The sequence below is a fragment of the Asaia sp. Ae19-3 genome (assembly GCF_059801175.1).
In genome coordinates this window covers 1,788,302-1,801,421 of record NZ_JBCHWF010000001.1, presented here as the reverse complement: position 1 = coordinate 1,801,421, position 13,120 = coordinate 1,788,302, and the positions used below count along the sequence as shown (strand labels likewise).

Here is a 13,120-nt window from a genome sequence, read left to right as displayed (position 1 = left end):
GTGCCCGGAAATTTAGCGAAGATAGATCGAGCGATCCATGCGCGGTGTATCCACGACCGAATGAATGAACTGCGTACCAGCAATGCCGATCAGAATGCCCGCAGCAAAACCGCACCAGATGAGAATTCTGGCAAAAGGCTTGCGTGACTCCTTGGTGAGGAGTTTCGACTGAAGCTCAGCGCGGGATTGCTGGGTCTGGAACAGTTCCGACCTCACGGATTCCAGTCTTGCGCGGGAATTGCGCAATTCGAGATCCATCTGGCGCAGATTATTGGTGAGCGTCACGATCTGCTGGCGGGCAGCCAGTGTGTCGGCACCGCTCTCGGCGGTCTTTGTCGTGCGTGTCGCTCTGGGTTTGGCGCGAGGTGGTGGGTTGGGGGCAATCGCGACAAAAAGATTTTTCAGTGCCCCCCCGGTCATGGCGCTTTTCTTCGCACGTGAGCGCAGCGCGCTGAGCGCTGCGATGGATTGCCCTTCCTGCTCTTCGAGAACGAGCGCAAGAATATCCGAGAGAACCTTGAGTTCCTTGGGGTCGAACGAGCCGGACATCAGCCGATCATGCTCTCCAGATCGTCGTCATCGCCACCGGCGACAGGGCGTGGGCTCGCTGCGCGACGCAAACGGTCGAGAATGGCCAGGCCAAGCCCATGGCGGGGTACCGGCATGGCGGCGATGGTCTGCAGCCCCCGGCGCTGGCCTTCCCCATCGAGAAAGCGCAGCCCGGCAAAGAGACGCGCGGCGGCTTCTTCGAGATCGCTTGTTTCGCTGAGATTATACACGAGTCCGGCACCGGGAAGCGTGTCACCGAAAGCCAGCAGGGCCTCGTTTTCGCTAACCGATTCAGCATTCAGCCGCACGGGCAGGCCAGGCGCGTAATGCGAGGCGAGCATGCCCGGCGATGAGGGCAGCTTGGTCGCATAATCATCGGGGTTGCGGATCGTACCACACACGGATTCGAGCTGCTCAAGCGTGATTCCGCCTGGACGCAGCAGGAAAGGCACTTCGCGCGACAGATCGATCACGGTGCTTTCCAGCCCGACCGAGCAGGGGCCGGAGTCAAGAATGGCATCGATACGGCCATGCATGTTGCGCAGCACATGAAAAGCGTCGGACGGGCTGACACGGCCTGAGGGATTGGCAGATGGCGCAGCAACGGGCTGACCGACCGCCTCAAGAAGGGCTAGGGCCGTCTTGCCGCGTGGCACACGCAACGCCACTGTCGGCAGACCTGCAGTCGCCAGATCGCAGATGGTCGAGCCGCTCTTGCGCGGCAGGATCATGGTCAGCGGGCCGGGCCAGAATTTTTCGGCAAGGCGATAGGCCAGTTCTGTCGGCTCGACATGGGCGAAGGCCGCTTCGGTACGGGCAAAATGGCTGATCAGCGGGTTGAAGCGCGGGCGGTTCTTGGCAGCGAAGATATGCGCAACCGCCGTGTTCGACGTGGCCAGAGCGCCAAGCCCGTAAACGGTCTCGGTGCCAAAAGCGACCAGCTTGCCGTCGAGCAGAAGCGCGGCGGCACGGGCGATGGCGTCGGGATCGGCTTTCAGGATCTCGGTCATGCGTCGTGCTCTCCTGCGGGATGACGGCCAGTGCACAGAAAGGGCGGGTTGAACCAGCCGGGCTTGCCATAAGTGAGCGGCTTGCCCTGCTCATCCAGAATATGGCCACCAGCGGCTTCGACAATGGCCTGGGGCGCGGCCGTGTCCCACTCCATGGTCGGGCCAAGGCGCGGGTAGAAATCGGCGGCGCCTTCAGCCACACGGGCAAATTTTGCGGCAGAGCCGATATTGCCCAGCGTGCCGACCTTGCGACCTGCCAGCCACTCTTTCAGCCTCGGATCATCGGCATAATGGCGCGATGCGAGAATGCGCAAACCGCCTTCCGGGGGGAGAACCGCAGAAATCTCGTTCAGCCCATTGCTGTCACGACGCCAGGCACCCTTGCCAACCAGACCCGTATAGAGCTGGCCATAGGCGGGCAGCGCCATGGCGCCCAGAACGGCACGGTTCTGGTGAACCAGCCCGATATTGACCGTGAAATCATCGCGTCCGGCCGCGAATTCGCGCGTGCCGTCCAGCGGGTCGACCAGCCAGTAGGTCTCGCCGGGTTCAACGAAGGTGCCGTTGGCAACTTCCTCTTCCCCGATGGCAGGAATATTGGGAGTGGCAGCGCGCAGACCGGCCAGAATGTGACGCTCTGCTGCCTGATCAGCCTCTGTTACCGGTGATTTGTCAGCCTTGATGATCGTCTCAAATCCACGGTCACGAATGGCGTTGATGAGCGTTGCCGCCTCATCTGCCAGTCGGGCGGCAAGGGCGAGCAAGGCATCGGCATCGAAAGGGAGGGCAGTGTCGCAGGTCATGTTTCCGGCTTACCGCAACTTGTGCATATCGTCATGGGCAAAACGACGCAGCCCGGCGATTTGCCCCCGTTGTTGATGGCGCGCCACGCTGGCTTCTGGTTGCGGTCAGGCGTGCTCCGGTCCTGTCGACCGGGCGGGGCAAACAGGGCGTGAACCGATGACGCGACGGGGGCGGGGGTTTTTCGCGCGCATTCTTTGTGATCAAATCCGGGTCGAATTGAATGAGCGGATCTGTCCATGATTTACCTGCGCGCGCTTCTGGACGCCCATCGCTGGCGGCCCCGCAGCGCCCTGCCACCGGCACCGCGCCCCCTGACGCTGCATCTCGTTGCCGGTGGCGGTTGCGATGGTTGTCTGATCGAGGCCAATGCCCTGCAGGGGGCAGCGTATGATCTCGCGCGGCATGACATACGTTTTGTTGATACCCCTCATGATGCCGAACTGCTTTTTGTCGTCGGGTGTGTGACACGCGCCCTGCTGCCTGCGCTTCAGGCCCGCTGGGCAGCCATGCCCTCACCCAAGGGCGTTGTTGCCATTGGCGATTGCGCGCTGGGGCAGGGGCCGTTCAGCACGAATTATGCAACGCTCGGGGGAATCATGGAGGCCGGTCTCTCCGGGGTGGAGCAATGTGATGTGGCGCTCAGAGGCTGTCCGCCGACACCGGCAGAAATCCTGCGCGGCCTGCTTCTGCTCACGACAGGTCGGGTCGTCTCGGCATGAATGAGATACGCTCGGAACTCGTGGCCGTGCTGATTGCGGTGCAGGATGAAATGCCTCTGGTCCTGACTCTCGATCATGGGCGCAATCTGCCCTCCGGTCCGCTCGAAACCGCCCATCGTTCCTTGCAGCGGGGGATGAGGCTCTGGGTCGAACAGCAGACACAATGCCATCTCGGGCATATCGAACAGCTCTACACCTTTGCCGAGGCGACGGGAGAAGAGGCCGGTGGTCAGGATCAGCCAAGGCTGATCCGTATCTCCTATATGGGGCTCACCCGGCTCGAGGATGCGCAGGAAGGCTGGCGGGGGCTTTACGAGTATTTCCCATGGGAGAACCGTCGCGAAAAAGGCGCCGAGCAGCTCGATGCGGAAATAGGCCGTGCTCTCTCCCAATGGGCAGGGCGTGATGCGGCCCGGTTGTGGCGATGTGCCGAAACCTTCGGGCTCGACGGGCAACCCTGGAACGACGAGCTGGTGCTGCACCGTTACGAGCTGCTCTGGGAAGCAGGGCTTTTGCCGGAATCGCGCCATCCGGCGTCATGGCTCGCGCCAGGGCGCTCCATGCCATCGGACAGGCGGCGTATTCTGGCCACGGCTCTGGCCCGATTGCGCGCGAAGATACGCTATCGCCCCGTCGTGTTCGAATTGATGCCAGAGACATTCACCCTCTGGCAGTTGCAGCGCACGGTCGAGGCTATTGCCGGGCGCCCGATGCATAAACAGAATTTCCGCAGGCTCATTCTTGCCCAGGATCTGGTGGAAGAAACCGGCGAGGCGGAAATGCAGGCGCAGGGGCGTCCGGCGCGGCTCTATCGCTTCAAGGGCGCCGTGATTGGCACGCGTCATCTCATGGGGTCGAAACTGCCCATCGCACGATCGATCTGAAACCACGCGGTGGCGAGCTGATTTCCCAAGGCTGGAAAATTCATCGAAATCACGGGATCGTGGCTTTGAAATACCGGGGGGCGATCCCAATGTAGGGGAACGAACAGTTTTATCCCTATTATGCTCAATAAGAGCATAAAGAGCGGAGTGGATCTCATGGATCAGATGACCCTCGTCAGAGACCGCAGCGATGCGCTTTACGAGCCCGTTTCCCGCTTGATGACCCGCGAGGACTGGGAGCAGAATTTCGCCGATGACATCAGGGCCATTCTGCGCCTGAAGCGCGAGCGCAATGCGGTGATCCTCGCGCATAATTATCAGACCCCGGAGATCTTTCACTGCATCTCCGACATACGCGGTGACAGTCTTGCTCTGGCGCGAGAGGCGCAGAACACCCAGGAGCAAGTTATTGTCATGGCGGGTGTGCATTTCATGGCCGAGACCGCCAAGCTCATGAACCCGGAAAAGACGGTACTCATTCCTGACTCGATGGCCGGGTGCTCGCTTGCAGAATCCATCACGGCCGAGAATGTGCGCGCGCTCAAGGCGACCTATCCCGGCGTGCCGGTCGTCACTTATGTCAACAGTTCGGTCGCTGTGAAAGCAGAGACCGATATCTGCTGCACCTCCGGCAATGCGAAGAAGGTTGTCGAAAGCCTCGGTGTGCCGCGTGTCATCATGATTCCTGACGAGTTTCTGGCGCAGAACATCCAGAACGAGACCGGCATCGAGATGCTCACCTGGCCCGGTCATTGCGAGGTGCATGAGCGCTTCACCCCTCTCGAAATCCGTCAGTATCGCCGCATGCATCCCGGCGTGGTTGTACTGGCTCATCCCGAATGCCCGCCTGACGTGGTGGCCGAGGCCGATTATGCCGGCTCGACGGCAGGGATGATGGAATTCGTGGCCGTAAAACAGCCGCGCAAGGTGCTCCTCGTGACCGAATGCTCGATGAGCGATAATCTGGCAGCGCTCAACCCGGCAGTGGAATTCGTGCGTCCCTGCAATCTCTGCCCGCATATGAAGCGCATCACCTTGTCTTCCATCCGTCGCGCGCTGGAAAATATGGAAGAGGAAGTCACCATTCCGGAGGCGCTCTTTCCGCAGGCGCGTCGAGCGGTCGAGCGGATGCTGGCCATCTGAGGGCGCCGTGATGATGACGCTCACCCGGTTTGCAGGCTGGCCGGTCATTGCAGGTGCCGGGCTCGCCGGACTTTCCGCTGCCCTGCATCTCGACCGGCCCTGTGTGGTTCTCAGCCCGACCCCGCTCGGTGAGGAAGCCGCCAGTATGCTGGCGCAGGGCGGGCTGGCTGCCGCCATCGGTCATGATGACGATGTGGCACTGCATATTCGCGATACGCTGGCTGCCGGTGACGGTTTGTGCGATCGCAGGGCCGTCGAGGCCATTATCGGAGCCGGGCCTTCTGCCATCGAGACCCTGCTCGACTGGGGCGTCGCCTTCAACCGTAAAGGGAGCAGCAGCCTCGATCTGCATCTCGAAGCCGCGCATTCGCGTGCCCGCATCGCCCATGTGCGCGGCGATGGCAGCGGCGCTGGCATCATGCAGGCGCTCATTGCCCAGGTGAAAAGCCTGCCACGCATTGTGGTGCTCGATGGCGTGACACTCGAACATGTCCATGCGGTCGAGGGACGGGTGCGTGGTGTCTGGCTCAACACGGGGCAGTTCATTCCGACCAATACCTGTATTCTGGCGTGTGGCGGGGCAGGGGCGCTCTATGCCGGGGCGACAAGCCCCAACAGCAATACAGGGCGCGGCCTTGCCGCAGCGGCCCGCGCCGGGGCGCAACTGGCGGATATGGAATTCGTGCAGTTTCATCCGACCGCACTCGATGTTGAAACGGGCGGTGCGCGCTCGCCGCTGATCAGCGAGGCCGTCAGAGGCGCTGGTGCCGTACTGATTGACGAGACCGGCACCCGTTTCACCGACGAGTTGCAGTCACGCGACCGGGTGTCGCGGGCGATTGCACGGCATCGCCTCGAAGGGCATCGCGTTTTTCTCGATGCCAGAAGCGGCAAGGCGGGCAAGGGGCTCAAACAGATCTTCTCACGTCAGTTCCCCGGTATTGCGCTTTCCTGTCGACAGCACGGGATCGATCCGGATCGCGAGCCCATCCCGGTGCGTCCGGCGGTGCATTATCATATGGGCGGGGTCGCGACCGACCTGCATGGTCGCGCCAGTCTTGCCGGGCTCTGGGCCTGTGGCGAGGTGGCATGCACGGGGCTGCATGGTGCCAATCGTCTGGCGAGCAATTCGCTGCTTGAGGCGTTCGTCATGGGGCGGGCTGTTGCCTGGGACGTCAATAATGGGCCGCGCGAGCGCCATTCCTGTCAGGATCCATCGCGTCCGGCGCGGCTGGGGGCAGCAAGTTTCGGCCAGCAGATGGATAAAGGGGCGGGTATTCTTCGCGATCAGGATGGGCTGGAGGCGCTGGCCACCTATCTTACCCCGCTCGCCGATCGCGACGATCACGCGCTGGTTGGTGCTGCCATCGCTTCTGCGGCCCTGCGCCGACGCGAAAGCCGGGGTAGTCACTGGCGTGTCGATTGTCAGGGGGCCACCGAGGCCGAGCGTTTTCATTTTACCCTGAAGGATATCGGTCTTCAGGAACGGAGCATTGTCTACGCATGAGTTCTTTCATTTCTCCCCTGCCGGATCTGATGTGGGAACCTGTTGTCCGCGCCGGTCTTGTCGAGGATTTTGGCATAGGGGGTGATGCCACCACCTATGCCATCGCACAGCCCGGACAGCGTTTGCGCGCTGTGTTTCGCGCCCGTCATGAAGGGGTGGTGGCTGGCATGAGCGCGGTGCGCCTTGCCTTTACCCTGCTCGACTCCCGGATCGGCTTCACAGCGCTCAAGGAGGATGGGTGCCGTATCGCCCCACGCGATATTCTGGCCGAGGTCGAGGGAAGTGCCGAGACCATTCTGGGTGGTGAGCGCACGGCCCTCAATCTGCTGTCGCATCTGAGCGGTATCGCTACCGCCACACGTCAGGTGGTCGATGCTGTTCAGGATACGAATGCGCGTATCTGTTGCACCCGCAAGACCTTGCCCGGGCTGCGTGCGGTACAGAAATATGCGGTCAAGGCAGGCGGTGGCAGCAATCACCGCTATCGCCTCGATGATGCGATCCTGATCAAGGACAATCACATCGCGCTTTGCGGTGGTGTGGCCGCAGCACTCGAAGGCGCCAGAAAGCGCGCGGGCCACCTCATGGCCGTAGCGCTTGAGGTCGATACGCTCGATCAGCTCGAGACCGCGCTCTCGAATGGCGGGGCCAATGCCTATCTGTTCGACAACATGCCTGTCGACATGCTGCGTCAGGCCGTGCAGCTCGTGAATGGTCGCGCTGTGACAGAAGCTTCCGGTGGCATCACGCCGGAAACGGCCCCGGCTATTGCCGCAACGGGTGTCGAGGTGCTGTCGCTTGGCTGGTTGACTCATAGCGTCAAGGCGCTGGATATCGGCCTCGATATCGATCTCTGAAAAGCGGCTTCAGCCCGGTAACCAGCGCCGCCTCTTCAGGCAGGCAGGGAAGGGATGAGCTTCCTTGCCTGAAGTGGCGGTGCAATCAGGCCACGAGATCTGTCATTGCATCTGACAGCATAGGACGGGGCCTGCCGGTGGTAAGCGCTCCGCCTCATAGCGATAACAGGGCCGCTTGGACGCGCACTTTTCGCCACAGAACCCACGCGAACGGAGCGACACCCGCGCTTTCGCGATAGACATCGCGAAGGTTCGAAGCGCGTCTTTTTGCCCTGACCCTCGCTCTCGACAGACCGACAATTTCCGAGAGGACCGGTCAAAGTTACAGCTGGTTTCCTTGCCGTTCAGGGTGCCGACCATTGCGCTTATACGCGCAATAAACGACGAAAATTCGTGCAAAAGAAATTAAACGGAAAAAACAGATGGTTTCTTGATCTATTCTGTCTGTGAGCGTGACTTTCGCACAACGAAGCTGCGAATTTTGTGAAAGTCAGGTGAAATGATTCGTTGCGGTATCATTTCGTCTTGTATACAAAAAAGCGGTTTCCGGGTCTGGCCCGGCTGGAGGTTGGCGTTTTCGCCCCCCGGTCTGGACGCAGCCAGTGGCTCACCACGTTCGTAACGATAGGATTCTGTATGACGTCACGCAGCCCCTCGCCGCGCTACATGGCTTTTGCCTGTCTGATGGTTTCGACGAGCCTGATGTCGACCATCGCGCTTTCAGGCTCTGCTTTTGCCGCCCATGCAAAGACTTCTCACAAGCAGGCCGCCGCCAGAACTGCTGCTCAGCCACAGGGTGCCCGTCAGCCGGTCGCACAGACGGCGCCCGCCACGCGGCGCGCGCGCACAGGGCCGGTTGAAGCCAGGGGGGAAGAGCAGATTTCGGTCACGACCAGTCGGCAGGCGCTCAATGGCGGTGGCGGCATGATGCGTATCGAACATGCCCCGCGCAACGTGCAGACCGTCGATCATGAATATATCTCGATGCGCAACCCATCGAGCACGGCGCTCGATCTGATTCAGAACCTGCCCAGCGTCAGCATCAGTACGCCGGATCCGTATGGCATGCAGGGCGGGCAGATCCAGACCCGCGGCCTGACCGATCTGGATATGGCGCTTCTGGTCGATGGCGCACCGGCTGCCGCAGCGAAATACATCACCGAGAATATCGATACTGAAAACGTTGAATCCGTCTCGCTGACGCCCGGCAGTTCAGAGACTGCGCTGCCAGTCATGTCTGCGGCGAGCGGCACGATGAATGAAACCACCCATACGCCCGACAAGAAATTCGGCGGTCTTGTCGATTTCTCTTATGGCACGAATAATCTGTCTCGTGAGTTCATCCGTCTCGATACGGGCGAGATCGGTCATAGCGGTGTGCGTGGCTATGTCTCCTTTTCAAACACCCATACGCGCAGCTGGATGGGAGCGGGTATCAATGACCGTCGCCATGTCGATTTCGGCCTGAACAAGTTCTGGCAGAACGGCTCTTTCGCCAAGACTTTCGTCTCGTGGAACTGGGAAGATTTCACGATCGACAATTACCCGACCCAGCAGGAATTCTACCGGTACAAGCACACGGGAGAGGGATACGGCAGGTCCGCCAATTCCAATAATATCAACTACTGGAAGAACAATACCGATTACTGGAATCAGGTCTTCATCTCGGCCCCGATCCATGTCGTTCTGACCCGTCGTCTCGCTTTCGATCTGCAGCCCTATTACAATCTCGGCAGGGGCTGGGATGCCTCACCGGGCGGCACCGTCACACAGACCGATGGTTCCACGCGCAATGTCACCAGCTACTTCCTGCAAGGCGCAACAGAGCGTCGTGGCGCCGTCGCCAAGCTCGGGATCGATGTCGACCGGCATAACCATGTGGCGTTCGGCTACTGGTATGAAAACAACTATACCCAGCAATCCTACCCCACCAGCTACACCATGGATAACGGGGCAGCCCCGAGCCCGAACTGGGCGGCTTATCGTATCGACGCGGGCGATCAGCAGAATGCCGGCACCGAGATCCACAGCCTGTTTGTCGAAGATCACGCCAAATATCTGCATGACAAGCTGGATATCCAGGCTGGCTTCAAATTCGTGATGGCCAATACCTGGAACAAGGATCTCTATGGCCGTATGGCCAATAACCGTACCGAGCCTCTGCCACAGCTCTCGGTCGGCTATACGATCGACGAACACAGCCAGATCTATCTCAATGCCGAGGGCGATTATCGTCAACCGAGTGCAGTCGATCTGGGCTGGCTCTATACGAGCGTGCCGATCCCCAAAAACCAATATTCAATCAAGGAAGAACTGGGCTATCGCTATCATGATGAGCACATCATTCTCGATGCCTCATTCTTCAATTACAATGTCACCAACCGCATCGTGAACCAGTATCTCGGCATGAACCAGTTCAAGCCGTTCTCGATCGGTAACCAGCATATGCGCGGCTTTGATTTCATGATTTCGGGCCGCCCGATCCACGGTTTCAGCCCCTATGCCTCGGTCGAATATCTGCATGCCGTGCAGGACAGCAATGTGCTCGACCCCTATACGAATACCATGCTGAATTCGAAGGGCACGCAGGCCATCATGGCGCCGCGCGTTCTAGCGAATTTCGGTCTGACCTATAAATATGCCGGGTTCTTCGGCAATGCGAGCCTGCATTATACCGGCCCGCAATCGGTCAGCGTGGCAGGCGACCAGCGCATGCCGGGCTTTGTGACCAATACCATCTCGCTTGGCTATCGCTTCAAGCCGATGGGTATTGCCCAGTCGCCCACCATCAAGCTGAACTTTGCCAATGTCACAGGCTCGATCGTGCGCACCGGGGCGATGGGCGCCATCTACAGCGCCAAGGATCCGAGCACGGTCTATAGCGGAAGCCTTGCCTCCTATACCGGCTATGGCAATTCCTTCATGACTGCCGCCCGCTTCACCATGACCGGTACGGTTTCCACCAGCTTCTGACCGGACAGGGGGCGAAAGCCCCCTGAGCCACAGGCTGGCGAAACCGCCCCTCTTGTTCAGCCGAAGGTGAAAGAGAAGGCTTCGACGCCGGGCGAGAGGAATTCGATCCTGAATTCGTGCTCGCCTACAGCGTCATCGCTTTGACGGACGAGCTGATAAAGGCGCTGGCCTGTCACCATCCCGTTGCCATTCTCGTCGCAATCACTGCCATGCATGGCCCCGGGTGCCTTGCCGTCAATCGTCACCCTGAACTTTACCGGAGCGTCGCCCTTCACGGGGCCAAGCACGAGATGCAGATCACGGGCATGGAAGCGGAACACGATGGCGCCGCCTGCCTTGTTCAGCCGCGCTGATTCCGGCCCCACGCTCCAGTTGCCGCTCAGACCCCACTGGTTGAGGGCAGGGGCCCGCTCGATGACATAATCATTGGGGGCGTCCTGAATCGCGCCACCGGTCGAGATGAAATTGCTGGCGCGTTCATAGCCGATATAGGTCTCGGGCGATCCGATATCCGACTGATCGGCCTCGACCTGTTCGGCGACGGCTTTGGGATGGACCAGATCGCTCGGAACATCCTTCGCCCCGTTTTCACGCAGCATGGTTTGAATCAGGCGTTCAGAATTGTCGTAATCGCCCTCGCCGAAATGATGGGCCTGAATCTTGCCATCCCCGCCGATGAAATAGGCGGCTGGCCAGTATTCATTGCCAAAGCCATTCCAAATGGCCCGGTCGTTATCGACAGCAACAGGAAAGCCGATATGAAACCTCGTGACCGCTTTCCTGATATTGTCGAGGTTCTTTTCGAACGCGAATTCCGGCGCATGAACGCCGATAATGACTAGCCCATAGGGTTTGTACTTATCGGCCCAGGCCTCGACATAAGGCAGTTCACGCAGGCAGTTGATGCAGGAATAGGTCCAGAAATCCACCAGCACGACCTTGCCCTTCAGCGCATCGGCAGAAGGGGGCTGGGTATTGAGCCATGATGTCGCCCCGGAAAGCGAGGCGAGGGGTGTCGCCTGCGCCATCGGAGCGGCGCAAAGCGCAAGGGCAAGGCTCAGGCCGGAATAGCGCAGGAATGAGCGTCCCGCTGATGAGAATGCGAGCATGAAAGGCGCCTCTGGACGAAAAAGGCGGCAGTCTCGTTCCGGCCTGAGGGATCAGGCGCTGGCAGGTTCTGCCGCAAGGAGTTCAGCCAGAACGGCCTCTGTGCCTCTCTGTTCCATGCTTTCCGCCATTTCACGAATCATCCGGCGATGGGTGTCGTCGAGTGTAAAGCTCTCGAAAACCGTCATGGTGAACACCGTATCCCAGCTTTCGGCCAGCTTGCGCTGCGCTTCGGAGAGTGCGGGTTCGAAAGGCGTGAAGCCTGCTCCCTGATCGGTACGCCCGCCGAGATAGCGAATGAAGCAGGCCAGAACGAACGCCATGCGATCAAGCGTTCCGCCGGATTCCACGAGCTTGTTCCAGCTCGGGGCGAGAAAAACGGGCAGCTTGCTGCCGCCATCACCAGTGATGCGGGCCAGTCTGTCGCCGACATTCGGATTGCTGAAACGCGCAATGACGAGATCGCGATAGGCCGGGAGCGGCATGTCCTGCGGGGCACTCAGATGCGGAATCACATCAAGGCTCATGAAGCGTTCGACCAGCTTGCCGATCTGCGGGTCGATAATGGCATCGCGCACGGTCTCGAGCCCCGAGAGCTGGCCGGGATAGGCAAGCATGGAATGCGAGGCATTGAGCATACGCACCTTGGCGAGCTCATACGGATGCACGTCAGGCACGATCTGCGCACCGACTTTCTCGAGTGCCGGGCGCTCGTTGACAAAGCGGTCTTCGATCACCCACTGGGCGAATTCTTCCGAAATGACCGGCAGGCGGTCATGAACACCGCATTCCATGTTCACCCGGTCGGCATCTTCCTTGAGCACGGCAGGGGTGATGCGATCGACCATGGAGCTCGGGAAGGAAACATTCTCCTCGATCCATGTGGCCAGTGCCGGGTCGAGCGCGCGCGCATGGCTGACGACCGAGCGCCGCGTCACGACGCCATTATCGCGCAGATTGTCGCAGGACATGACGGTGAACGGGGCAATGCCTGCCTCACGACGCAGCCGCAGGGCCTCGACGATATAGCCGAATGCCGATTCCGGCCTGGTCGGTGCGGCGAGTTCACGCTGGGTCAGTGGCGTTTCCAGACGATAGCTGCCGGTCGCGTGGTCTTGATTATACCCGCCCTCGGTAATGGTCATCGACACGATGCGCGTCTCGGGGGCTGCCATGCGGGCAAGAACGGCTTGCGGGTCGGCAGGCGCAAAAAGATAATCGAGCATGGAGCCGATCACCTGATGTCGCGTCGTGCCGTCAGGCGCATAGCGCGTGAGCGTGTAGAGATTATCCTGTGCGGGAAAGGCTTCGAGCTTAAGGCGTTCGGTCGCATCATCGATCAGGCCGACCCCGCAAAAGGCCCAGCTTTCATTACCCGGCTGGCTCAGAAGACGATCAATGTACCAGCACTGATGGGCGCGATGGAAATTGCCAACGCTCAGATGCACGATCCCTGCTTTCAGGGAGGCTCGATCATAGGGAAAAACCTCGACACTGGCAGGGAGGGTCGAGAGGGTCTCTGAATTGAGAGCGATCATGGGCTGTCCTGAAGGATCACGAGACATGG

The 13,120-nt window shown here is 60.2% G+C and carries 11 protein-coding genes; 6 read left to right on the top strand and 5 right to left on the bottom strand.

What is annotated here, in order from left to right; genetic code table 11:
• Nucleotides 1-12: 12 nt before the first annotated feature.
• From AAID99_RS07785 to AAID99_RS07775, 3 genes are read right to left on the bottom strand one after another with little or no spacing between them, the layout of a single operon-like run.
• A complete protein-coding gene (locus AAID99_RS07785; protein ID WP_188426030.1) occupies nucleotides 13-549 on the bottom strand; it encodes a hypothetical protein in 537 nt (178 codons plus the stop codon).
• Complete coding sequence (locus tag AAID99_RS07780) at nucleotides 549-1,559, bottom strand: L-threonylcarbamoyladenylate synthase (RefSeq protein ID WP_498493592.1); 1,011 nt, start codon at nucleotides 1,557-1,559, stop codon at nucleotides 549-551. The genes AAID99_RS07785 and AAID99_RS07780 overlap by 1 nt, the downstream gene beginning before the upstream one ends.
• Entirely contained in the window at nucleotides 1,556-2,362 is an 807-nt protein-coding gene (locus AAID99_RS07775) for a 3'(2'),5'-bisphosphate nucleotidase CysQ family protein (RefSeq protein WP_188426028.1), read from the bottom strand. The genes AAID99_RS07780 and AAID99_RS07775 overlap by 4 nt, the downstream gene beginning before the upstream one ends.
• Nucleotides 2,363-2,599: 237 nt before the next feature.
• On the opposite strand from AAID99_RS07775, the gene AAID99_RS07770 reads away from it, so the two are divergent.
• The 6 genes from AAID99_RS07770 to AAID99_RS07745 all read left to right on the top strand — a co-directional run bounded on the left by AAID99_RS07770 (nucleotide 2,600) and on the right by AAID99_RS07745 (nucleotide 10,446).
• Nucleotides 2,600-3,082 carry an NADH-quinone oxidoreductase subunit B family protein gene (locus AAID99_RS07770; protein WP_188426027.1) on the top strand — a complete coding sequence of 161 codons (483 nt, stop codon included), beginning with the start codon at nucleotides 2,600-2,602 and terminating at the stop codon, nucleotides 3,080-3,082.
• A complete protein-coding gene (locus tag AAID99_RS07765) occupies nucleotides 3,079-3,966 on the top strand; it encodes an NUDIX hydrolase (RefSeq protein ID WP_229719731.1) in 888 nt (295 codons plus the stop codon). The genes AAID99_RS07770 and AAID99_RS07765 overlap by 4 nt, the downstream gene beginning before the upstream one ends.
• A gap of 165 nt (nucleotides 3,967-4,131) precedes the next feature.
• Nucleotides 4,132-5,109: a quinolinate synthase NadA gene (nadA, locus tag AAID99_RS07760; RefSeq protein WP_371869851.1), complete on the top strand. Its 978-nt coding sequence runs from the start codon at nucleotides 4,132-4,134 to the stop codon at nucleotides 5,107-5,109.
• 10 nt (nucleotides 5,110-5,119) lie between these two features.
• The gene (locus AAID99_RS07755; RefSeq protein ID WP_188426025.1) at nucleotides 5,120-6,616 is read left to right on the top strand and encodes an L-aspartate oxidase; all 1,497 of its coding nucleotides are present in this window, start codon (nucleotides 5,120-5,122) and stop codon (nucleotides 6,614-6,616) included.
• Nucleotides 6,613-7,473: a carboxylating nicotinate-nucleotide diphosphorylase gene (gene nadC, locus AAID99_RS07750; protein ID WP_267312449.1), complete on the top strand. Its 861-nt coding sequence runs from the start codon at nucleotides 6,613-6,615 to the stop codon at nucleotides 7,471-7,473. The genes AAID99_RS07755 and nadC overlap by 4 nt, the downstream gene beginning before the upstream one ends.
• A gap of 636 nt (nucleotides 7,474-8,109) precedes the next feature.
• Nucleotides 8,110-10,446 (top strand): TonB-dependent receptor, encoded by a 2,337-nt coding sequence (locus AAID99_RS07745; protein ID WP_498493591.1) that lies wholly within the window; start codon nucleotides 8,110-8,112, stop codon nucleotides 10,444-10,446.
• A 56-nt stretch (nucleotides 10,447-10,502) separates the two neighbouring features.
• Here the strand turns inward: AAID99_RS07745 and AAID99_RS07740 are convergent, their stop codons facing one another.
• Complete coding sequence (locus AAID99_RS07740; protein WP_498493590.1) at nucleotides 10,503-11,555, bottom strand: redoxin domain-containing protein; 1,053 nt, start codon at nucleotides 11,553-11,555, stop codon at nucleotides 10,503-10,505.
• A 51-nt stretch (nucleotides 11,556-11,606) separates the two neighbouring features.
• Entirely contained in the window at nucleotides 11,607-13,091 is a 1,485-nt protein-coding gene (locus AAID99_RS07735; RefSeq protein WP_498493589.1) for a mannitol dehydrogenase family protein, read from the bottom strand.
• Between the last annotated feature and the right edge of the window lie 29 nt (nucleotides 13,092-13,120).

What these genes read in the sequence shown, in the direction of transcription:
- AAID99_RS07780 (WP_498493592.1), bottom strand. Translation starts at nt 1,559, where the DNA reads ATGACCGAGATCCTGAAAGCCGATCCCGACGCCATCGCCCGTGCCGCC.
- AAID99_RS07770 (WP_188426027.1), top strand. Translation starts at nt 2,600, where the DNA reads ATGATTTACCTGCGCGCGCTTCTGGACGCCCATCGCTGGCGGCCCCGC.
- AAID99_RS07765 (WP_229719731.1), top strand. Translation starts at nt 3,079, where the DNA reads ATGAATGAGATACGCTCGGAACTCGTGGCCGTGCTGATTGCGGTGCAG.
- AAID99_RS07740 (WP_498493590.1), bottom strand. Translation starts at nt 11,555, where the DNA reads ATGCTCGCATTCTCATCAGCGGGACGCTCATTCCTGCGCTATTCCGGC.
- AAID99_RS07735 (WP_498493589.1), bottom strand. Translation starts at nt 13,091, where the DNA reads ATGATCGCTCTCAATTCAGAGACCCTCTCGACCCTCCCTGCCAGTGTC.
- AAID99_RS07755 (WP_188426025.1), top strand. Translation starts at nt 5,120, where the DNA reads ATGATGACGCTCACCCGGTTTGCAGGCTGGCCGGTCATTGCAGGTGCC.
- nadC (WP_267312449.1), top strand. Translation starts at nt 6,613, where the DNA reads ATGAGTTCTTTCATTTCTCCCCTGCCGGATCTGATGTGGGAACCTGTT.
- AAID99_RS07785 (WP_188426030.1), bottom strand. Translation starts at nt 549, where the DNA reads ATGTCCGGCTCGTTCGACCCCAAGGAACTCAAGGTTCTCTCGGATATT.
- AAID99_RS07775 (WP_188426028.1), bottom strand. Translation starts at nt 2,362, where the DNA reads ATGACCTGCGACACTGCCCTCCCTTTCGATGCCGATGCCTTGCTCGCC.
- nadA (WP_371869851.1), top strand. Translation starts at nt 4,132, where the DNA reads ATGACCCTCGTCAGAGACCGCAGCGATGCGCTTTACGAGCCCGTTTCC.
- AAID99_RS07745 (WP_498493591.1), top strand. Translation starts at nt 8,110, where the DNA reads ATGACGTCACGCAGCCCCTCGCCGCGCTACATGGCTTTTGCCTGTCTG.